Source organism: Reyranella soli (genome assembly GCF_007992495.1).
Lineage (GTDB): Bacteria > Pseudomonadota > Alphaproteobacteria > Reyranellales > Reyranellaceae > Reyranella > Reyranella soli.
Map to the genome: position 1 here is coordinate 25,860 of NZ_BKAJ01000087.1, position 21,143 is coordinate 47,002.

The following is a 21,143-nucleotide window of genomic DNA, read 5'->3' on the forward strand; positions in this document are numbered from 1 at the left end:
GAGGGCACCATGGCAACGCTGCAATCGCTCGACATCCGCCGCCGCTCCGCCTCGACCGAGGCGCCGCCGCAGATCCGCCAGCAGGCACTGCAAGTCGCCAAGCTGATCGATGTCTCCAAGTGCATCGGCTGCAAGGCCTGCCAGGCGGCGTGCCTGGAGTGGAACGATCTCAAGCAGGAGATCGGCTACACCGACGGCACCTACAACAACCCGACCGACCTGACGCCGGCCTCGTGGACCGTGATGCGTTTCACGGAATACGAGCACGGTGACGATCTGGAGTGGTTGATCCGCAAGGACGGCTGCATGCATTGCGACGACCCGGGCTGCCTGAAGGCCTGCCCGGCGCCCGGGGCGATCGTGCAGTACACCAACGGCATCGTCGACTTCGTGTCGGAGAACTGCATCGGCTGCGGCTACTGCGTGAAGGGCTGTCCCTTCAACGTGCCGCGCATCTCCAAGGTCGACCGCAAGGCCTACAAGTGCACGCTCTGCGTCGACCGCGTCTCGGTCGGCCAGGCCCCGGCCTGCGCCAAGGCCTGCCCGACCCAGGCGATCTACTTTGGCTCCAAGGACGACATGATCGTCCATGCCGAGAAGCGGGTCACCGACCTCAAGTCGCGCGGCTTCAAGAATGCCGGGCTGTACAATCCGCCGGGTGTCGGCGGCACGCACGTCATGTACGTGCTGCACCATGCCGACAGACCGTCGCTCTATGCCGGGCTGCCGGATGATCCCAGGATCAGTCCGATGGTCGGGTTCTGGAAGGGCGTCATGAAGCCGATCTCGCTGGCGGCGATCGCTTTCGCCGGCGTGTTCGGCTTCCTGCACTACATCACCAAGGGGCCCAACGAGGTCAGCGAAGCCGACCAACGCAAGGGCGACGAGCTGGCCGGAGGCCAGACGAACTCGAGAGGGCACTCATGAGCGAGAACAACGTCGTCTCGCGCTACACCACGGCCGCCCGCATCAACCACTGGATCACCGCCGTCTCGTTGATCCTGCTGGCGCTGAGCGGGATGGCCCTGTTCCATCCCTCGCTCTACTTCCTCACCAACCTGTTCGGCGGCGGCCAGATGACGCGCGCCATCCATCCCTGGATCGGCGTGGTGCTGTTTATAAGCTTCCTCGGCCTGTTCTTCCGGTTTTTCGCCCTCAACCTGTGGAACCGCGACGACACAGTGTGGATGAAGAACCTCGGCAAGGTGATCAACAACGAGGAGGAGGGGCTGCCCGAGCTCGGCAAGTACAATGCCGGCCAGAAGCTCGTCTTCTGGGGCCAGTCGATCCTGATCCTGCTGCTGTTTTGCAGCGGGCTGGTGCTGTGGGACGTCTACTTCGAGGCCTATACCTCGATCGACCAGAAGCGGCTCTCCGCCGTCGTCCATGCCCTGTGCGCGATCGGCGCCATCCTGATCTGGATCGTGCACGTCTACGCCGCGATCTGGGTCAAGGGCACCTTGCGCGCGATGACCCGCGGCTCGGTCACGCGCGGCTGGAGCTGGAAGCATCATCGCAAGTGGTTCCGCCAGGAAGTCGGTAAACCCTGAGCATTCCGTCCGACAACACCATCGGGTCGTTCGCCGAGAGCGACCCGGTCAAGCTTCCCGATCTTTTGACGGTCTTCGCCAAGCGCGCGGAGCGGCTGGTCGCGCTTGCGCCTGGCCATGAGCTCGAAGGCTTCCTGAAGATGATCGCGGCCCTCGTCGCCGCCCAGCACGCGGCAATCGCGGGTTTGCCCCCCGGTATGCTGCCCGGCCGGGCGGCAGGCGCGCCGCTCGATCCCGTGACCCTGAAACGCGACGAGACCTGGCGCGTGGCGCTGGCGCGCATCCTGGAACGCATCGATGTCGCTGCTTTGCCCGAGCCCGCCCAACAGGCCCGCGCCGCGCTCGCCGCAATGTCGGCCGGCGATCTCGAGGTGCTGGCCGACCGCTTCTTGAGCGGCGACGTGAAGCCCGGCCAGGCCGCCGAGATGGTGTTCGTGGCGGCGGCCCTGCAGGTCGCCTGGACACGCATGGCGGCCCTCCTCGATGCCGCCCAGCTCGATCCGGACGATGCCGGCGAATGCCCGGCCTGCGGCTCGCCGCCGGTCGCCGGCATGATCGCGCCCGGCGGCACCAAGTTCGGCCATCGCCATCTGCACTGCTCGCTCTGCGCCACGTCCTGGCGCTACGTGCGGACGCGCTGCGTGCATTGCGGCAGCACTGACAAGATCTCGTTCCGCCAGTTCGCCGGCACCTCCTATCTCAGGGCCGAGTGCTGCCAGGCCTGCCAGGGCTATTCGAAGGTGTTTTATGTCGAGAGCGCGCGCACCTTGGAGCCGCTGGCCGACGATCTCGCCTCGCTGGGACTCGACGTGCTGGTCGGCGAAGAGGGCTTTTCCCGCGTCGCCAATCCCTTCGTCCTGGGCGTGATGGCCGAGCCCGACGGAAACAATTGATACCAATGTCCCGGGTCGCAGAAACGCACGATACGTGCAAGCCGGATATAAGACCCGCGCGGCGCACGGGAGGGCTCCCGGGCGTCGTCGGGAAGGGGGCTGGTCACCAGGGCGAAGGGGTTCGCCCGACCGGCATCAGGGAAGAAATTGGGGACTCACATGCAGACCATTATTTCGCTGCTCAAGGATCAGGCCGGCATTTCGTCGACCAAGATGGCGCTGATGATCGGCCTTTCGTCGTCGGCCATCCTGGTGCTGGTCCGCATTGGCGTTGCCGCCGCCGGCCAATAGGGCCAAGCTGCGCTGCCGGGCAGACGGCCCGGCTGAGACGTCTTGGGGAATGACCCGTGTCGCGTGCCGACCCTGCAACAAGCCCATCGCGGCGTCCGCCTTCCATCGACCGTATGGCCAATTGGCCCGCGCTGGCGCCGCTGATCCAGCGCGCCGGCCGGCCGCTGGTGATCGAGGCCCTGCGCGCCTGGGCCGAGGCCAAGCGCGGCGCTGAGGAGGTGGCCGACGAGGCCGCCTGCGCGCGCTGGTGCGAGCTGAGGCTGGCTGGCCTGGTGCAGCCCTCGCAGCGCCGCGTTTTCAATCTCACGGGCACGGTGCTGCACACCAACCTTGGCCGTGCGCTCATGGCCGAGGAGGCGATCGAAGCGGCGGTCACGGCCATGCGCTCGCCGACCACGCTGGAATACGACCTGAGCGGCGGCGGCCGCGGCGAGCGCGACGACCACATCGCGCCCTGGCTGCATCGGCTGACCGGCGCGGAGGCCGCCACCGCGGTCAACAACAACGCCGCCGCCGTGCTGCTGGTGCTGGCGACGCTGGCCGCCGGCCGCGAGGTCATCGTCTCGCGCGGCGAGCTCATCGAGATCGGCGGCGCCTTCCGCATCCCCGACATCATGGCGCGGGCCGACTGCCGACTGGTCGAGGTCGGCACCACCAACCGGACCCATCTCAAGGACTATGCCGCCGCGATCGGCCCCGACACCGCGGCGATCATGAAGGTCCATCCCTCGAACTACGCGGTGTCCGGCTTCACCAAGACGGTGTCGGCCGCCGAGCTCGTGCCGCTCGCCCGCGAAAAGGGCCTGCCTGTGATCGAGGATCTCGGCAGCGGCACGCTGGTCGATCTCGAGACCTGGGGCCTGCCGCACGAGCCCACGGCGCGCGAGGCGATCGAGGCCGGCATCGACGTCGTCACCTTCTCCGGCGACAAGCTTTTGGGTGGTCCGCAGGCCGGCCTGATCGTCGGCCGCCGCGCCCTGATCGAGCGCATTGCGCGCAATCCGATGAAACGCGCGCTGCGCCTCGACAAGGTGCGGCTGGCGGCGCTGGAGGCGACGCTGCGACTCTACGCCGATCCGACACGTCTGGCCGAGCGTCTGCCGACGGTGCGCGCGCTCGCCCGTCCGGCGGGCGAGATCAAGGCGCTCGCCGAGCGCCTGCTGCCCGTCGTCGCCAAGGCGATCGGTTCCGGTGCAACGGTCGGCATCGAGCCGGTGCGCGGCCAGATCGGCTCGGGTGCCTTGCCCGTCGACCTGCTGCCGTCCTTCGCCATCGCCGCGCGCGGCAAGGGGCTCGATCGCCTGGCCGCGGCGTTCCGCGGCCTGCCGATTCCCGTGATCGGTCGCATCAGCGACGGCGCCCTCACCTTCGACCTGCGCACGCTCGACGACGAGGTGGCGTTCGCGGGCCAACTGGACAAGCTCCGTGTCGTGGCTGGGTAAGATGTTCGGCGCCGAGCGCCGATTGGACCAAGCGCTGGCTGCCTGGAATGGTGGCAACTACGGCGTCGCGCTCGACCTGTGGGCGCCGCTTGCCCATCGCGGCCACGCGCGGGCGCAGAGCAACATGGGTGCGGCTTTCCTCGAAGGCCGCGGTGTCGAACGCGATCCGGCCAAGGCGGTCGACTGGCTGCGCCGCGCCGCCGAGCAGGGCGATGTCGGCGGCCAGCGCAACCTCGCGCTTTGCTACTACGAAGGCTGGGGCGTCGAGCAGGATCAGGAGCAGGCCGCACTCTGGTACGAGAAGGCAGCCGAGCAAGGCGATGCCGACGCCCAGGACATGCTGTCGTGGATGAAGCTTTTGGGCGGTGGCTGCGCGCAGGACTACGTCGCTGCACGCACCTGGGCCGAGAAGGCGGCGGCACAGGGCCGCGCCGGCGCGATGGCGCGTCTGGGCGACATGCATCACAACGCGCTCGGTGTGCCGCGCGATCCGGCGCTGGCGGCCGAATGGTGGGAGCGCGCGGCCAAGCTCGGGCACGCCGAGGCGCAGGCGATGCTGGGGGCGGCCTATCTCGCCGGCAAGGGCGTAGCACGTGATCGCGCGCAGGCGCTGCGCTGGCTGGAGCAGGCCGAAGCGGGCGGCGCGGGCGAACTCGCGGCAGGCTTCCTGAAGCTCGCGAGGGCCCCATCATGAGCATTGCATCATGATCGTCGGCACCGCGGGCCATATCGATCACGGCAAGACGGCGCTGGTGAAGGCGCTGACGGGCGTCGATGCCGACCGCCTCAAGGAGGAGAAGGCGCGCGGCATCACCATCGATCTCGGCTACGCCTACTCGGACCTGGGCGACGGCCGCCAGCTCGGCTTCGTCGACGTGCCGGGCCACGAGCGTTTCGTGCACAACATGCTGGCCGGCGCCACCGGCATCGATGCCGCCCTGCTGATCGTCTCGGCGGCCGAAGGCATCAAGCCGCAGACCGTCGAGCACCTGCAGATCATCGACCTTCTGGGCCTCGATCGCGGCGTCGTGGCGCTGACCAAGGCCGACCTTGCCGATGACGACCAGCTGCTCGAGCGCATGGCCGAGGTCGAGACGCTGCTCGCCGCGACCTCGCTCAAGGGTGCGGAGATCGTGCCGGTGTCGGCGCTGACTGGCCGCGGCGTCGACGAGCTGAAGACCAGGCTTCTAGCGCTGGGCGAGAGCAGCAAGGGCGCCACCGGCTTCGCCCGGCTCGCCGTCGACCGCAGCTTCGTGCTGTCGGGTGCGGGCGTGGTGGTGACCGGCACCATCCATGCCGGCGAGATCAAGGTCGACGACCGGCTGCTGCTGACGCCGTCGGGCCTCGAGGCGCGGGTGCGCTCGTTGCATGCCCAGAACCGGCCGGCCGAGATCGGCCGTGCGGGCGAGCGCTGCGCCCTCAATCTCACCGGTGCTCGTTTGTCGAAGGACGCCATCCGGCGCGGCGACTGGGTGGTCAGTTCCGAGCTGCATGCGCCGACCGACCGGCTCGACGTCGAGCTCAGCCTGCTCACGTCGGAGGGCCAGCCGATGAAGCACTGGTCGCCGGTGCACGTGCATCTCGGTGCAGCGCACGTCATGGGCCGCGTCGCCCTGCTGGAAGGCGACAAGCTCGCGCCCGGCGACACGGCGCTGGCCCAGCTCGTGCTCGACGAGAAGGTTGGCGCGCTCGCGGGCGATCGCGTCATCCTGCGCGATCCCTCGGCCATCCGCACGATGGCGGGCGCCAACGTGATCGATCCCTTCGGCCCGCCGCGCAACCGCCGCTCGGAGCGACGCCTCGCCGAGCTCGCAGCCCTGGCCGAACCCGATTCGCAGGTCCTGCCCAAGCTGCTGCGGCTCGAAACCGGCTTCGTCGAGACCGGCCGCTTCGGGCTGGCGCGCAACCTCCGGCCGGTCGACGTCGACAAGCTGCTGCAGGCAGCGGGCGGCGCCAAGCTCGAGGGTTTCGGCTTCCTGGCCGAGACGCTGGCGGCGGCACGCAAGGATATCGTCGACACGCTCAAGGCCCATCACGAGGCCAAGCCCGATGCGCCCGGCCTGCAGCCCGAGCGCCTGCGGCTCGCGCTCGCGAAGCGCTGGCCGCCCGCCGTGTTCAAGGCGCTGCTCGACCAGGAGGTCAAGGCGAGGGCGGTGATGGTCGACGGCGCCTTCCTGCGCCTGCCCGGCCATTCGCTGACCCTGGGCGCGCGCGATGAGGCACTGTGGCGCGAGATCTCGGCCGAGCTTGTGCGCGAGCGCTTCAAGCCGCCGCGCGTGCGCGATTTCGCCAACGCCTATTCGGTGCCGGAGCCCGAGATGCGCAAGCTCCTGCAACGGCTGGCCAAGGTCGGCCGCGTCGTCGAGGTGGCGCCCGACCAGTATTTCCTGCGGCCCGTGGTGGCCGAGATGATTGCCGTCGCCCATGCCTTTGGCCGCGAGTTCACCGCCGCCGAATTCCGCGACAAGCTCGACAACGGCCGCAAGGTGGCGATCCTGATCCTCGAATTCTTCGACCGCCACGGCATCACCATCCGCCGCGGCGACCTGCGCCGCACGGTGCCGCAGAAGCTCGAACAGTACGGGCCGGCCGGTGCGGCATCGACGGCCGCTGCCGACAGATGACAGCACTCTTTTTATCAGGAATGATCGATAACGGAGGAGAAGCGCTCCCGGTGGGGCGGCTGGCCTTCAAAGCCAGAGAGGGCCGTTAGCCGGTTCTTAGTGGGTTCGACTCCCACTCTCTTCCGCCAATCGACGACCTCCGCCGCGCTGAGACAGCTGCTTATCAGAAGATCTTCTGGCCGCGCGCCTGCATGACGTACTTCATCGCCCTGAACTCGCTGTCCTGGCGAATCGAAGCGGCGACCCTGGCATCGCCGCTGTAGTCCGAAGCGGCGATCAGCTGATCCGTTTCGGCGCTGCAGGAGAGCGCAACCGCATGGGCGAGCGTCGCTGGATCCTCGCTGCTGACACCGTCTGCCGCGGCGTTCCGGGCGAGGCAGGCGTCGCGGGCTTCATAGCTCTTGTCGATGCCGACCTTGCGTCCCAGGTTGCCTGCCCGCACGAAGCTTCCCTCGCACGCCGTGAGCAATAACAACACCAGGACGAGAACAATTCGCATGCAGCCCCCCGCTGACCCCGACCCTAAATTCAATACATGCACAGCGCCGTCAAGATCACAGTACGTCACGGGCTGACGGACGGATGACGGCGTTGTATCAATGGCTTCGCCGGCGCCTGCCGGAGTGGATAGAGGCCTCGTTCATGCGAATTGCACTTGTTCTGGTCGTGTTGCTGCTCAGTGGCTGTGCGGGTGCCTACCACACCTCCAGCGACGGCAGGCTGCAGACCCGGATCGACGATTCGTACAAGGCGCGCGATGCCTGCCTGGCCAAGAATGCCAACGCCGACGGCACCATGAGCCTCGACGCCGGCTCGGTCGCGCAAGCCGCGGCGCTTGCCTGCACCGCCGAGACCGACAAGCTGATCGAGGTCTCCAATCGCGACGGCGATCCGATGGTCGCCAACCGCATTCGCCAGGACTCCGAGTTCCGCGCCATGGGCTACGTGCTGAAGGCCCGCGGCCAGGGTTCGAACTAGCCGCAATCCTTTCCAGAAACGCAAACGGCGCGGGACCGAAATCCCGCGCCGCCCACGACCGCCTCAGGTTGCTTCAGGGAGGAGGGCGGTCGAACCGGGAGAAGAGGGTTCCCCGGTCCTTCCAAACGACTCTCGCTGCGCCGGCTTACGGGCACCTTACCGACCGCTGCAAATTAGCCCACAGGCCGGCCGACACGGCCTGAATGCAGCCTTGTTCCTCCGGCAACGTTGTTGCGAGGTGCTCGCATCAGCCGAGCGCTCAGCCACAAGAGGAGAGTTGTCCATGCTGCGATCGATATTGACGGCGGCAGGCGTAGCGTCGTTGTTCGTCGGCACTGCGGTCCATGCCCAGACTCCCGCGACGCCCGGCACGCCGCAGGCTTCCGGACGGACGGGCGCCAATGTCGGCTCGTTGACCTGCAATGTCGCGGGCGGCGTCGGCTTCGTCTTCGGCTCGTCCAAGGAGCTGAGCTGCCTGTTCACCCGGACCGATGGCATCGCCGAGCGCTATACCGGCACCATCAACAAGTACGGCGTCGATCTCGGCTTCACCAAGGAAGCGCAGATGGTCTGGCTGGTCTTCGCGCCGGGCAACATCGGTCCGGGCGCGCTTGCCGGCAATTACGCCGGAGGAACGGCGTCGGCCACCGTCGGCGTGGGTGCCGGCGCCAATGTTCTGCTGGGCGGCGGTAGTGGCCAGGTCACCCTGCAGCCGGTCAGCGTCGAGGGCAGCGTCGGGCTGAACGTCGCCGCCGGCATCGGTTCGGTCGAGCTCAAGAAGGCTCCGTAGCGGGCGCTTGCGATGGGCCGCCGGCGGGTACACTTTGGACGGCGATGCCGTCCGCCGCCGACACCCTGATCGCCCGCCTGCAGGCCGATTGCACGGCCGCCGAGGCCAACGAACGCGCCGTTCGCGCCGAGGTCGAGGCCCAGCTCAAGGAAGCCGAGCGCGCTCGCGCCTTCGCCTGGCGGAGGCTGAGCGCACTCGGTGACATGGCACGCCTCGCCGCCCTCGAGCCCGATCGCGAGATCGCGGTCGAACGCCAGCTCGTCGCCCTATTCCGCGACATCGGCTGGATCGACGGCGGCCTGGACGAGCTGGGCGAGGGCGCCCGCCCGCTGCTCGAGTGGCTGCGGCCGATCGCCGAGGCGCTGCATGCGGCGGCCTATCCAGCCGAGGCCGATGGCGACGACGAGCCGAAGGAGCCGGCCATCAGCGATCCGCTCGCGGCCTTCCGCGCCTTCGAGGCCTGGTACGAAGCCGACCGCGGCCAGCCCTTCCTGCAGGTGTTCGAGCGCTACATGCCGCCGACGCCGGTCGTCGAGTTCTAGATGAAGACCGACTTCGAGCAGTGGCTCTCCGCCCAGTTCGGCGAAACCGGGCCGTTCACGCTGTTCATCGTGCTGGTGCGCATCGCCGGCGACGACGTCGTTCCCCTGAAATCGAGCTACGCCCATCTGATCGGCGACGACATGACGTGGCGCGAGATGCGGGGCCTGCTCGATCGCGCCGGCGCGGCGTGGGACGGCGTGGCGTTCTTCGTCGGGTTGGACCACGCCGGCGGACCGCTTCCCGATGCCGCGGCGAGCCGCAAGCTGCGCGAGGTCGAAGCCGATGTGAAGTCCGACCCGCTGGCGCTCAACCGTGGCCGCTTCTTCGACCGCGAGGGCCGGCATATGCGCATCGACGAGGTCGCACGATGACGGACGGCTCGGTCCATCGCGCGGCGCGGCGCCTGACGGCGGCCGGCGATGAGGCGCTGGACGAGGTCGTCGCCGAAGAGGTCGCGGTCGCCCTCGTCTACAACGGCATCAGCCACGCCGTGATGATGGCCACGCCCTGCGATCTCGAGGATTTCGCCCGCGGCTTCTCGCTGACCGAGCGCATCGTCGACAAGCCGTCGGAGATCTACGACATCGAGGTCGAGCCGGTCGACCGCGGCATCGAGGTGCGCCTCGACATCGCCGCCCAGCGCATGGTGCGGCTGCAGCAACAGCGGCGCAGCATGGCCGGACGCACCGGCTGCGGCCTGTGCGGGGTCGACAGCATCGACGCGGCGATGCGGCCCGTGACCGTCGTCGGCGCCGCGCCGCCGGTATCGCGCGGGGCCATCGAGCGGGCGATGGCGGCCCTGCCGCTGGAACAGCGCATCAATCGCGTGAACGGCGCGACCCACGCCGCCGGCTGGGCGCGGCCGGACGGCACGCTGGTCGCCGTGCGCGAGGATGTCGGCCGGCACAATGCGCTCGACAAGCTGGGCGGCGCCCTGGCGAAGGCCGGCGCATCGCAGCCCGGCTTCGTCGTCGTGACCAGCCGCTGCTCCTACGAGATGGTGCATAAGGCGGCGGCCCTGGGAGCGGTGGTGATCGCCGCGGTCTCGGCGCCGACGTCGCTTGCCATCGAGACCGCCGAGCAGGCGGGCATCGCCCTGGCGGCTTTCGTGCGCCAGGACAGGCTTACCGTCTACGCCAATGCCGAGCGGATCGCGCCATGAGGGAGCCGCGCGTGTTCGGCATCACCGGCTGGAAGAACGCCGGCAAGACGACCCTGGTGGAGCGGCTGGTCGCCGAGCTCGTGCGCCGCGGGCTCACCGTCAACACGATCAAGCATGGCCATCACGATCTCGACGTCGACCAGCCGGGGCGTGATTCCTACCGGCATCGCGCCGCCGGCGCCACCGAGGTGGCAGTCGTCGGCGGACACCGCTACGCCATCATGCGCGAACAGGAGGAGCCGACCCTGGCGGAAGTGCTGGCGCGTCTGGCGCCGGCCGACCTGGTGCTGATCGAGGGCTATAAGCGCGAGCCGCACCGCAAGATCGAGGTGCGGGCCGGGGGCGAGCCGATGGCGCCACGCGATCCGACCATCATTGCCGTCGCCTGCGACGAGCCGCCGACGGCAGGCCAGAGCCTGCCGTGGTTCCGTCGAGACGACATTGCCGGCATCGCCGATTTCATCGCCAGTTCCTAGCGTTGCCCAGCGTAGACGCCAGAGGCGTTGTAATGGCGTCCGTTCAGAGAGAAGTTGCCGAGCGTGTAGGCAGCTGAATCGCTTGGCGATTGGGCGAACGCGCCGTCAACACGGCCGGACACGCCGCTTCCTCTGACAGTGCCGTTATAGTTCTGCGGGGTTGCAGCGCCGGCATTCATCGTGCCGCTGAAGTTCTTGCCGTCGAAACCGCCTGCGAAATTTCCACCGCGGTTGGCGAAGTTCCAATTCAACTGGAAGTTCCCTGTTCCGACGCGCGTGTTGCCATGATCGCGGACGAAGCCGGCCATGCCGCCGTTGTAGGTCGCGGTGCCCGTGGTCGGCATCTGCACGGCCGACGTCAGCTTGCCGGCAACGTAGTGGCCGATGGTCTCATAGCTTCTGTTGGAGTTTCGCGGGTCAGTGAAGGAGCTGGCCCACACGCCCCAGGTCAAGTATTCGCACGTGCAGCCGGGGATCTGACCCCCGCTTACCAGTACCGTATTGTTCGGCAGTGGCTGACTTTGGCTGGCGGTAGTGAACGTCGACGGACGGGAAGGATCATTGGTCGTGAGCATGGCGTAGCTCTTGTCGTCGGCGAAGCTGCTTCTCCCCGCGCCACCGAGCTCCAATTGCGCTGTTCCACCGCGCAGCCCCGGAACGACGATCGTGCCCTGGGCTTGATCATTGGCGGCGTTGGTCGTGATCGAAACGGTTGAGCCTTGGCTCAAGGTCCGGACACGTCCTGAGCCGTGGTGGTAACTGCTTTCTCCACCGCCTCCCCGGGTAATGATGACCAGTCCGCTCGCAAAACCCGTCAAGGTCTGGCTTGTCTTCGTTGGTCCGCTGGGCGGCGGTGGGGGGGGCGGTGGATTGGTGTTCTGGTTGGTGGTCGGACCGGGACTCGGAGTCGGCGTAAAGGGGGTGGTCACCGGCTGTGTGGGCGGACTGGTCGGTGTGATCAGGCCCGGCCTCGGTTCGCTAGCGGTGTTACTCAGGACGCTCGTCGTAACGTTGTTGTTGGAATTCAGCGGCAAGCCCTGGTTGAAGTTCGGCGGGTTGAACGACTGACCGGAATTGACGTTCGAAAAGCCGGACTTCTGGGCTGTCTGATCTGCATTGCCTCCCGATCCGCCCGAAGAAGACGATGGAGACGACTTGCCTTCGAGCTGGCCAAGCGCGGCGCTGAGGCCTCCCTGCTTGATCATCGTCGGGGCACCGGGCGGACTTCCGGCATTCGCGACGATCTGGGAACCCGGGCGAGTGGCGACCTGGGTTTGGCCGGCCGCGGTGACGCTCATGTTGTTGCCGAACACGAAGTCGGCCGACGTCTTGGCCTGCGTCACCGAAAAGATCGTGATGCCACCGCGGATGCCGATCGTGGCGGAGGGCGTCGTGATGGTGATCGGGTTGGTCTTGCTGATCTTGCCGCCGACCAGGCGAAACACGCCCTTGCCGGCGCTGACGGCGAGCTCACCTGTCTTGGTGGTGGGATCGAATACGAATTTGTCGATGGTGAGACGGGCATCCGGGCCGACCGTCAGCGAGCTGCCGTCGAGAAAGACCAGATGGGCACGATCGTTGGTGCCCGTCGTGACGACCTCGTTGGCCTGGATGTCGATGCCGATGCGCAGGACGCGCTCGTTCTCGTTGGGCGGCTTGCCCAGGGGATCACCGTCGGCCGCCGACGTGACGCCGACCTTGGCCGAAGCTTCACCAATGGTGAATGGTGAGGTGAAGACCGCGAGCACCGTCGTGCCAAGCAATACCGCACGCACGAGCGACGCCCGTACCAGCACAGATCTCGCCATGAATCCACTCCGTGGCCGCTCCGCGGCCAACCCCGACACCAACCCACCCTGCCCAAACGCGACTTTTCACGGACGCGTTTGGTGAAACCCCGACCGAGGCAGTCCCACCCGACCCCGGCAGTCCAATCGTACTCTCATTGGAAAGTACGGCCAATGATGCGTCGGGAATAATGTCAATTTGCCGGCGGGCGGCCATGGGCCGTCGATCGGCACCAATAGTTGCAATTCTGCCACTGCCGCCTCATGCGAGGTGGCAGTGCCGGGGCTACTTTGTTCCCGTGAACAGACCAAAACCTTGGTAGTTGTTCGGGCCGGAGAAGCCGACGACACCGAACTGCTGGCTGGCGGCGTTGCCCGGTGTCGACAGGAAGGTCCCGATCACGTTGGCGTTACGTCCGGCGGGACCGTTCGTCGACTGCAGGTTGCCCTGGAACACGGTGGTGTTGTTGATGAGCGAGGTATTCGGCACGTTTCCGCCACCATACGTCGTGTTGTCGATCCTGATGGTGGCGGTGCCATTGCGGCTGCCGAAGTTCCAGGCGTTCTGATAGGTCCCGTCGATGCGATTGCCGTTGATGAGCGCCACCACGGGCCCGTTGTACGTGGCGGTGGCGCGCTGCAGGTTGAGATTGCTGAGCTCGTTGACCGTCGTCGCCACGCTGTTGCGCAGGAAGGCAAGCTTGGCGAAGTCGGCTGCGCTAAAGGGCAGTGAGCCGTTCAGGAACTGATCGAATGCCGAGGGCTGAGGTTGGGACTGCGGCTGCTGTTGCTGTTGAGAGCGCCTTTCTGAGTCAGTTGCGGAGATGGTCTGAACGGACTGGTTGGCATTGCTCAACGCCGTCGAGATCGTGTCGTTGGGATTGCGGTTACGCGGCCCAGGTCCGGAGCCAAAATTGTCAGGCACTCCCGGAGCCACGATGCGCGCCGATTGGCCGGAGTTGGCGCCGGACAGGCCGGAGGTCAGTGCGACCTGGTCGGGGCTGCGCGTCCCGCCGCCGCCGCTGCTCCCACCGCTGCTCTGGCCGCCGCCGCGACCTTCGAGCGAGGCGAGCTGCGCATTGAGGGCGCCCTGGGTGAGGATGGTCGGCAGGCTCGGCGGGCCACCGAGGTTGGTGACGATGATCGAGCTCGGCCGCGTCGCGACCTGCGTCTGGCCGGCAGCCCGTACGACCATCTCCTTGCCGAACACGAAGATCGAATCGGTCTGATTGGCCTTCACATCGAGGATGGTGATGCCGCCGCGGATGCCGACCGTGTTGGCGGGCGTGGTGATGGTGATCGGCCCGTTCTTGCTGATCTTGCCGCCGACCAGGCGCAGCACGCCTTTGCTCGCGTTGATGGCGAGCTCGCCGGTCTTGGTGTTCGGATCGAACACGAACTTGTCGATGGTGAGCTGGGCGTTGGGCCCGACCGTCAGCGACGAACCGTCGAGGAAGAGGAGATGGGCGCGGTCGTTGGCGCTGGTGGTGATGAGCTCGTTGGCCTGCACGTCGACGCCGATGCGCAGCACGCGCTCGGCCTCCTGTGGCGGCTTGCCGAGGGGATCGCCGTCGGTGGCCGATGTGACGCCGACCTTGGCGGTGGCGTCGCGAATTGCAAAAGGTGCGGCCAGCAGGCCAAGAGCCGAGGCTCCGAGAAGTGCGCCGCGCACAACCCGACCACGTACCAACCGTGTCATGAACTCTCCGCGACCATCGACCGCAAACTCAGAAACGCCAGCTCACGCCCATGAGGAAGCTGTTGTTGGTGAAGTCGTAGTTCGGAATGTTCGAGCTACGGACGAAACGACCTCCGGAAACGATCAGGTTCGTACGCTCATCGAAAGGCACGGACAATGTGATGTTCAGTATTACGTCGTTTTGCTGGCGGGTCAGGGTGGGATCGACAACCGGGTCCGGCTGATCGTAGTTCCACCATTGCAGGTTCGCCGACAGCGCGATGCTCCACGGCAGCTGGCTCTTGAACAGCGGGTCGGCAAAGCGGAACTGCATGCCGCCGCCGACGCCCAGCAGAATGTAGGCGTATTGCGGTGAATTGTCGGTCATGTAGCGCTGGATGTTGCCGTTGCCGAACAGCATCACCGCGTCCGTCAGCGCATATTGGAAGGTCGTGTTGGCTGAGTACTCATTGCCGGTATAGAGGCTGTTGAACGGCAGGTACCAGCTATCCTGGTACATCAGGCGACGATAGGTGGCGTTGGACGTGTTGCGCAGCTTGTCGCTCAGCAGGGCGCCGAACTCGACGCCCGATCCGTAGCTGCCGTAGTACGGCACGTCGTTCACCCAGATGTAGCCGAGCGACATCAGCGGCTTGATGCTCACGTCCTCGAAGATGCCCTGGAAGGCCTGGAAGCGCGGCCCCGACGTCAGGTCCAGGATCGACACGTTGGCCTGGGAAAGCTGGAACTGGCGGTTGGCATAGCCGGTGAGCTGCGTCTCCAGCGCGCCTTTGTCCTGGGTGCCGAGGTCGTAGATGTGGCGGACATAACCCGAGCCGACGACGCCCCAGTCGGCGGTGCCGAGCGCCGATTGGTTGAGGTTGGCGGTCTGGCCGAACAGACGGACGCTCGAGGTCGGCGGACCGAGATTGGCATTCGACTGGTAGCGCACGCCGGCGAAGGTCTCGCCGACGAAACGCGAGGGGCTGCTGCGCTTTACGACCTCGGCCAGATACTGCTCGGCGCGGGCGCGCACTTCCGGAGGGATTCCCGGCGAGGCCACCACGGCCTCCAGATAGGTGCGCGCGACCTCGTATGAGCCCAGGCGGTAATAGAGCACGGCGAGCTCGAGACGGACGCGCGGCAGGTCGGGATTGACCAGCAGCATGCGCTCCAGCGCCGAGATCGCGCCCTCGTAGTCGCCGGTCTTGGTGGCGATGGTCGCGAACTTGAACAGGACGTCGAGATCGGCGGGCTTGCGCAGCATTTCCTGGAACGCGTCGTCATACTCGCGCTCCTGCTCCGCGGACGCGTTCACCGGGCCCTGGGCCATTGCCGGTGCAATGATCGTCCCGAAGAGACTTGCCCCAATGACGACAGCGCAGACAAGCTGCTTCAGACGACGCAACTGCCCAATCTCCCCCGTGGCACGGTTTTGACGCAAACCAGTCAGCGTTTTCTATTGTAGCTCAGTTCGCTCAAACGAGCCAGCTTCGCGCCACCAGCAGCCAGGAGATCGGCCAGGCGGCCCGTGCCGCCTGCATGCGCAGCAGCATGCGTTTGTATTGCCGTTCGCCCAACGACGTTACGAACCGCTCGCGATCCCGCTCCATCGCCGCGAGCATGCGGTCCAGCATCACCGTGTAGGTGTTTCCCCAGTTGCGGCTGGACAAATGCAGGCGGCCGCCCAGCACCGGGTTGTCGGCCGCGCCGTTGCGCCCGTGCAGGCGGTAGGCGTAGAGCGCCTCGCCGATCAGCAGCGAGCCCGCCACCATCTGGGCCATGACGACGACGTAGAAGTCCATGTGCAGGCGAAACGTCTCGTCGTCGTCGGGGAAGACGAGGTCGATCAGCGAACGGCGGAACATCATCGACGAGGTGCTGACCCACACCCAGTGCACGACGCGCTTGGTATAGAGCCGGTAGGGCGTCTGTTTCTGCCAGTGCGCCGTGTTGTTCGTGACGTCGACCTTGGGCACGCGCGCGGGATCGATGGGCGCGAAGGCGCGGTCACGGTCGGCGCTGGCCCGTTCCTTGCCGAACCAGTAGACGCAGCCCGCGATCAGCTTGCCCTGGCCGTCGATCAGCCGCGCGTTGCAGGCGGTGAAGCCCACGGCATAGGACTCGTTCAGGTGGGCGGCGAGGTGGCGCTCGAGGAAATCGGGATTCCACAGATCGTCGGAATCGAGGAAGCAGACGAAGGTCGCCCGTGTCGCCGCCAGCCCCGCCCGCGTCGCGCCGGTCTGGCCGACGTTCTTGGCCAGCCGGATCAGCTTGAAGCGCGCGTCGGCAAGCTCGTCGAGCGTGCGCTGCACGACCTCGGCCGAATCGTCGGTCGAGGCATCGTCGACGATTACGCATTCGAAATCGCTGAGTGTCTGGCGCGCCACCGAGCGGATGGCGTCGCCGATATAGTCACGACAGTTGTAGCAGGTGACGACGACAGAGATACCCGGGAGTGCCGCGTCGGTCACGATTTGGCGGGACCCAGGAAGCCGAAATCGACGCCTTCGTCAGCCTGCAGCACTTCCTTGTGGAACAGGCCAGTATAGCCGCGGCCGCTGCCGTTGTGCGGTGCGGGCGCCTGCCATTTCTTGCGCCGCGCTGCCAGCTCCTTGGCGTCGACATGCAGCTTGAGCACGCGCTTGGGGACATCGAGGGTGATGCGATCGCCCGTCTTGACCAGGGCGAGCGGCCCGCCGACCGCCGCTTCCGGCGCCACGTGCAGCACGATGGTGCCGAAGGCCGTGCCGCTCATGCGCGCGTCGGAGATGCGGATCATGTCCTTCACGCCGGCGCGCGCGAGCTTCATGGGGATGGGGAAGGAGCCTGCCTCTGGCATGCCCGGCGCGCCCTTCGGCCCGGCATTGCGCAACACCAGGATGTCCTCCTCCTTGACATCGAGGTTGGGGTCATCGCCGCGCGCGGCGAGGTCCTCCAGCGAATCGAACACCACGGCACGGCCGGTATGAGTCATCAGCGCCGGCGAGGCGGCGGCATGCTTGATGACCGCGCCGCGCGGCGCGAGGTTGCCGCGCAGGACTGCCATGCCGCCGGTCGGCTTGATCGGATTCTTCGGTGTGCGGATCACCGTCTGGTTGGGCACCATCTCGGCCGAGTCGATCACCTGCTTCAGCGTGCGGGCGGAGACGGTCAGGCACCTCTCGTCGAGATGCGTGCGGATCTCCTTCATCAGGCGCGAGTTGCCGCCGGCCCAATGGAAATGCTCCATGTAATGGTCGCCCGACGGCTTGAGGTCGACCAGCACCGGCACCTTGCGGCCGATCTCGTCGAACTCCTCGAGCTCGATGTTGACGCCGAGCCGGCGGGCGACGGCAGTGAGATGGACCAGCGCGTTGGTCGAGCCGCCGATCGCCTGCAGCACCGTGAGCGCGTTGCGGAAGGCCGAGGCCGTCATGATCTCGCTGGGGCGCGGGCCCTGCTTCTTCGCCATCTCGGCCGCGAGCCTGCCGCTTGCTTCGGCGACGCGCAGGCGATCGGAATGCGTCGCCGGGATCGAGCCGCTGCCGGGCAGGCCCATGCCCAGCGTCTCGACGATGCAGCCCATGGTGCTGGCCGTGCCCATCACCATGCAGGTGCCCTTGGTCGGCGCCAGCCGCTCGCTCACCTGCTCGATGTCGGTCTCGGAGAAGGTGCCGGCGCGATACTGCCCCCACAGGCGGCGGCAGTCGGTGCAGGCGCCCAGGACCTCGCCCTTGAAATGGCCGACCAGCATCGGTCCGACCGGCAGCACCACGGCCGGCCGGTCAGCGCTGGCCGCGGCCATGAGCTGGGCCGGCAGGGTCTTGTCGCAGCCGCCGATCAGCACCACCGAATCCATCGGCTGGGCGCGGATCATCTCCTCGGTGTCCATCGACATGAGGTTGCGCAGGAACATGCTGGTCGGATGGGAGAAGCTCTCGTGGATCGAGATGGTCGGGAAGACCATGGGCAGCGCACCCGCCAGCATGACGCCGCGCTTCACCGCCTCGATCAAGTCGGGCACGTTGCCATGGCAGGGGTTGTAGTCGCTGAAGGTGTTGGTGATGCCGACGATCGGCCGGTCGAGCGCATCGTCGGAATAGCCGCCGGCCTTGATGAAGGCCTTGCGCAGGAACAGCGAGAAACCCGCATCGCCGTAGGTGGCGAGGCCTTGACGCAGTCCGGTTGCCTTCGGGGTGCCGTTGGTGCGTCGCTTGCGGGAAGCCATGGCGTTCCTTCTCCCTGAACTTGCGGTCATTTTGTCAGGAGGGTTTATCGCCTTCCAGGCCGGCCGCCCAGCGCGCATGCGCCGCAGGATCTCGGGCGCCTGCGATGGCGCGCGCGAGCTCGAGACCCATCACCGCGCCGAACTTGAAGCCGTGGCCCGAGCAGGGCGACATCAGCCAGCCCTTGGCGCCCTGCTTCTCGACGACGAACCGCTCGTCCTCGGTCACCGTATAGAAGCAGACTTTCAGCCGGTCGACGCGCCAGCGGGCGAAGTCCCTGATCAGGACGCCGCAACGTCGCAGCAGGGGCTGCATCTCGTGCTCATGAGCCTCGCGTTCGGCCGAGGGATCGCCGCTCCGGCTGAAGACATGGTCGCCGATCTTGAGCCCTCGCCCCTCGGCCGGCGGCACGAGATAGAGACCGACGTCGCCGGTCTTGTCGATGACCATCGGGTGCTTTGCCCAGATCGCGCGCTGGTCGGCGGGCAGGCCGAAATAGATCACGACCTGGCGCGACGGGATCAGGCGGCGGGTCGTGGGCAGCAGCCGGCCGACCCACGCGCCCGCCGCAACCACAACCACGTCGGCGTCGTGCCGGACGCCGGCTTCGGTGACGATGCGGCCATGCTCCAGATCGACCGTGCGGACAGGCGTCTTGGCATGCAGGACGACGTTCGGCCGCCCATCGAGATGCCGCGCCAGCGCCGTCACGATGTCCTGGGCAAACAGCACGCCGCCGGTATCCATCCAGAAGGCACGTTCCACGTCGCGTGCGTCGAGCTGGGGAAAGCGTCGCGGCAGCTCGTCGAGCGGCAGCTCCTTCATCGTCTTGCCGATGCCGGCCAACGTGGCGGCCGAGCGCTCCGCCCAGGTCTCGCCGTTGCCGGTGAGCGCCAGCGTTCCGGTGGCGGCGTAGAGACGCTGGCCGAGATCGCGCCACAGCAGGTCCCAGGCTGCATAGGCGCTGTCGATCATGCGCGCATAGCCCGCGTGATCGCCGTAGGGATGGCGGATCAGGCGATGCTCGTCCATCGACGATGCCAGTGGATTGGGCAGCGGGCCCTGCTCGAACAACTCGACGGCATGGCCGTCGCGCGCCAAGGCCCATGCGGTCGCCAGCCCCATGATGCCGCCGCCGATGACAATGGCCTTCATGGCGACGGCCATCCCGATCGGATGAAATAGGAATATTTCCTATAATCTTGCATCAGCGGGCGTACTTGCCGACGATCAGCTGGGCCTTCTGCCATTGCCCGCGATCGAGGTCGAAATCCTTTGCCGGATGGAACTGGCGGACGCGCCATTTCTCCGGCGTGATGCGCAGCAGGCGCTTGACCAGGGCGTGCTGGGAGCCGTCGCCGGGGTCGCGCACGAACACGCAGTCGTCGCCCGGCCGCACCGGGCGGCTGGGATGGATGAGCAGCAGGTCGCCCTGCTCATAGGCCGGGCTCATGCTCTCGCCGATGACGTAGCAGCCGTAGCTGTCGCGGACGGACAGAAGGGGCTCCGGCCGGCGCACATAGTCGATCGGCTCATTGGTGATGATAAGCGCACCGCCGCCGCCTTCCGCCGAGGCGTAGACCGGCAGGTCGGCGCGGTCGTCACGCAGCGCCGAACCCCGCGCATCGCCTCCCGGTCCGCCTCCGGTCGGCGCCGCCGTGGAGCGCAGATCGTCCGGCGACACGCCGAGCAGCGGAGCGAGCCCATGGCGCACCGCTTCGGGCAACTCGCGCGGCGAGCCGCGCATGAGATACTGTTGCAAGTAGGCATGATTGCGCCCGATCGCCAGCGACAGGTTCTTGAGGTCGAGGTCGGGCCGCCGCGCCAAGGTATCGACCAGAAGCTTGCGGGGAGCATCCATGCCGGCGCCATCCTGCCAGCCGTGATCGGAACGGTCTACGATGAATTGTACGATTGTCGCCCCGAATTTTTCCTATGCCAGTTACAGCAGCGCTGCGCAACAAGGCCTGCGCCGGGAGCATTGATATGGTGGAGTGCAGTCGATGACATGATCGTGACGCGGGGCTTTGTGTCATGCGCCCGAGGGTCTTGCAAAATGCGTCGCCTTAGGCGTTGATGGGGTCAAGGCTTACACAACCGTTGCGTAGTTGAAGGGAACGAACATGGCGATGACGATGCTGCAGATGGCGGGAGCGACGCCGACACCAGCGACCATGGCCGATGGTGTTCTGCTGATCATCGATGCTCAAAGGGAGTACACCGACGGCCTGCTGCCCCTGCCGGGCGTGCAGTCGGCGGTCGAGGCGTTGGCCGGCCTACTCGAGAAGGCGCGCGCGGCGGGAGCACCGATCGTCCATGTGCGGCACAAGTCCGGCGGCAAGGCGTTCAATCCCTCGTCGAGCGGCTTCGAGATCGTCGCGCCCCTGACGCCGCGGGCGGGCGAGACGATCGTCGACAAGGGCCTGCCCAATGCCTTCGCCGGGACCGAGCTTGGCAAGCACCTGACGGCGAGCGGCCGCAAGAACCTGATCGTCGGCGGCTTCATGACCCATATGTGCGTATCGGCGACGGTGCGGTGCGCAACCGACAACGGCTTCATGAGCACGATCGCGGCCGATACGGTGGCGACGCGCGACTTGCCGGATGCGACCGGCGGCAGCACCGTCACCGCTGACGACATCAACCGCATCACGCTGGCGGCCCTGTCCGACCGCTTCGCGTGGATCGTGCCGAAGGCGGCGCAGATCCGCTGAGATCTTT

Annotated in this window: 22 protein-coding genes and 1 tRNA gene; 15 read left to right on the plus strand and 8 right to left on the minus strand. The window is 66.9% G+C overall.

Annotated elements, in window-relative coordinates; all coding sequences use genetic code 11:
* Positions 1-9: 9 nt before the first annotated feature.
* The 8 genes from fdxH to RSO01_RS24515 all read left to right on the plus strand — a co-directional run bounded on the left by fdxH (position 10) and on the right by RSO01_RS24515 (position 6,928).
* Positions 10-927 carry a formate dehydrogenase subunit beta gene (gene fdxH / locus RSO01_RS24485; RefSeq protein ID WP_147152325.1) on the plus strand — a complete coding sequence of 306 codons (918 nt, stop codon included), beginning with the start codon at positions 10-12 and terminating at the stop codon, positions 925-927.
* Positions 924-1,550 carry a formate dehydrogenase subunit gamma gene (locus RSO01_RS24490; RefSeq protein WP_147152327.1) on the plus strand — a complete coding sequence of 209 codons (627 nt, stop codon included), beginning with the start codon at positions 924-926 and terminating at the stop codon, positions 1,548-1,550. Before fdxH ends, RSO01_RS24490 begins: the two co-directional genes overlap by 4 nt.
* Positions 1,551-1,570: 20 nt before the next feature.
* A complete protein-coding gene (gene fdhE / locus RSO01_RS24495; protein ID WP_281291505.1) occupies positions 1,571-2,443 on the plus strand; it encodes a formate dehydrogenase accessory protein FdhE in 873 nt (290 codons plus the stop codon).
* Positions 2,444-2,602: 159 nt separating this feature from the next.
* Positions 2,603-2,734 (plus strand): hypothetical protein, encoded by a 132-nt coding sequence (locus RSO01_RS49530; RefSeq protein WP_281291502.1) that lies wholly within the window; start codon positions 2,603-2,605, stop codon positions 2,732-2,734.
* 56 nt (positions 2,735-2,790) lie between these two features.
* Complete coding sequence (gene selA / locus RSO01_RS24500; RefSeq protein ID WP_281291503.1) at positions 2,791-4,176, plus strand: L-seryl-tRNA(Sec) selenium transferase; 1,386 nt, start codon at positions 2,791-2,793, stop codon at positions 4,174-4,176.
* Positions 4,160-4,870, plus strand: coding sequence for a tetratricopeptide repeat protein (locus RSO01_RS24505; RefSeq protein WP_246158747.1), 711 nt, complete (start codon positions 4,160-4,162; stop codon positions 4,868-4,870). Before selA ends, RSO01_RS24505 begins: the two co-directional genes overlap by 17 nt.
* Positions 4,871-4,880: 10 nt before the next feature.
* A complete protein-coding gene (selB, locus tag RSO01_RS24510) occupies positions 4,881-6,800 on the plus strand; it encodes a selenocysteine-specific translation elongation factor (RefSeq protein ID WP_147152333.1) in 1,920 nt (639 codons plus the stop codon).
* 32 nt (positions 6,801-6,832) lie between these two features.
* Positions 6,833-6,928: transfer RNA gene (locus RSO01_RS24515), tRNA-Sec, on the plus strand.
* Positions 6,929-6,963: 35 nt separating this feature from the next.
* Here RSO01_RS24515 and RSO01_RS24520 read toward each other — a convergent pair.
* Complete coding sequence (locus tag RSO01_RS24520) at positions 6,964-7,299, minus strand: hypothetical protein (protein ID WP_147152335.1); 336 nt, start codon at positions 7,297-7,299, stop codon at positions 6,964-6,966.
* Between the two features lie 143 nt (positions 7,300-7,442).
* Between RSO01_RS24520 and RSO01_RS24525 the strand changes: the two genes are divergently transcribed.
* From RSO01_RS24525 to mobB, 6 genes are all read left to right on the plus strand, one after another.
* A complete protein-coding gene (locus RSO01_RS24525) occupies positions 7,443-7,778 on the plus strand; it encodes a hypothetical protein (protein ID WP_147152338.1) in 336 nt (111 codons plus the stop codon).
* Positions 7,779-8,061: 283 nt separating this feature from the next.
* Complete coding sequence (locus RSO01_RS24530) at positions 8,062-8,568, plus strand: DUF992 domain-containing protein (RefSeq protein ID WP_147152341.1); 507 nt, start codon at positions 8,062-8,064, stop codon at positions 8,566-8,568.
* 44 nt (positions 8,569-8,612) lie between these two features.
* Complete coding sequence (locus RSO01_RS24535) at positions 8,613-9,110, plus strand: hypothetical protein (protein WP_147152343.1); 498 nt, start codon at positions 8,613-8,615, stop codon at positions 9,108-9,110.
* Positions 9,111-9,482 (plus strand): hypothetical protein, encoded by a 372-nt coding sequence (locus RSO01_RS24540; protein WP_147152345.1) that lies wholly within the window; start codon positions 9,111-9,113, stop codon positions 9,480-9,482.
* The gene (fdhD, locus tag RSO01_RS24545; protein WP_147152347.1) at positions 9,479-10,273 is read left to right on the plus strand and encodes a formate dehydrogenase accessory sulfurtransferase FdhD; all 795 of its coding nucleotides are present in this window, start codon (positions 9,479-9,481) and stop codon (positions 10,271-10,273) included. Before RSO01_RS24540 ends, fdhD begins: the two co-directional genes overlap by 4 nt.
* Positions 10,270-10,749, plus strand: a complete 480-nt coding sequence (gene mobB, locus RSO01_RS24550) for a molybdopterin-guanine dinucleotide biosynthesis protein B (protein ID WP_147152349.1) — start codon at positions 10,270-10,272, stop codon at positions 10,747-10,749. Before fdhD ends, mobB begins: the two co-directional genes overlap by 4 nt.
* Here the strand turns inward: mobB and RSO01_RS24555 are convergent.
* The 7 genes from RSO01_RS24555 to RSO01_RS24585 form a co-directional block, all read right to left on the minus strand.
* Positions 10,746-12,557, minus strand: a complete 1,812-nt coding sequence (locus RSO01_RS24555; RefSeq protein WP_147152351.1) for a FecR family protein — start codon at positions 12,555-12,557, stop codon at positions 10,746-10,748. The two genes, mobB and RSO01_RS24555, sit on opposite strands and share 4 nt — an antisense overlap.
* Before the next feature lie 265 nt (positions 12,558-12,822).
* Positions 12,823-14,235, minus strand: a complete 1,413-nt coding sequence (locus tag RSO01_RS24560) for a FecR family protein (RefSeq protein WP_147152353.1) — start codon at positions 14,233-14,235, stop codon at positions 12,823-12,825.
* A 28-nt stretch (positions 14,236-14,263) separates the two neighbouring features.
* Positions 14,264-15,547 carry a tetratricopeptide repeat protein gene (locus RSO01_RS24565; protein ID WP_170303326.1) on the minus strand — a complete coding sequence of 428 codons (1,284 nt, stop codon included), beginning with the start codon at positions 15,545-15,547 and terminating at the stop codon, positions 14,264-14,266.
* 145 nt (positions 15,548-15,692) lie between these two features.
* Positions 15,693-16,688: a glycosyltransferase family 2 protein gene (locus RSO01_RS24570; protein ID WP_170303327.1), complete on the minus strand. Its 996-nt coding sequence runs from the start codon at positions 16,686-16,688 to the stop codon at positions 15,693-15,695.
* Positions 16,685-18,424 (minus strand): IlvD/Edd family dehydratase, encoded by a 1,740-nt coding sequence (locus RSO01_RS24575; protein WP_147152359.1) that lies wholly within the window; start codon positions 18,422-18,424, stop codon positions 16,685-16,687. Before RSO01_RS24575 ends, RSO01_RS24570 begins: the two co-directional genes overlap by 4 nt.
* 34 nt (positions 18,425-18,458) lie before the next feature.
* Positions 18,459-19,577: an FAD-dependent oxidoreductase gene (locus tag RSO01_RS24580; protein ID WP_170303328.1), complete on the minus strand. Its 1,119-nt coding sequence runs from the start codon at positions 19,575-19,577 to the stop codon at positions 18,459-18,461.
* A gap of 52 nt (positions 19,578-19,629) precedes the next feature.
* The gene (locus RSO01_RS24585) at positions 19,630-20,283 is read right to left on the minus strand and encodes a S24 family peptidase (protein ID WP_147152362.1); all 654 of its coding nucleotides are present in this window, start codon (positions 20,281-20,283) and stop codon (positions 19,630-19,632) included.
* Positions 20,284-20,545: 262 nt separating this feature from the next.
* On the opposite strand from RSO01_RS24585, the gene RSO01_RS24590 reads away from it, so the two are divergent.
* A complete protein-coding gene (locus tag RSO01_RS24590; RefSeq protein WP_147152364.1) occupies positions 20,546-21,136 on the plus strand; it encodes a cysteine hydrolase family protein in 591 nt (196 codons plus the stop codon).
* The last annotated feature ends 7 nt before the right edge of the window (positions 21,137-21,143 follow it).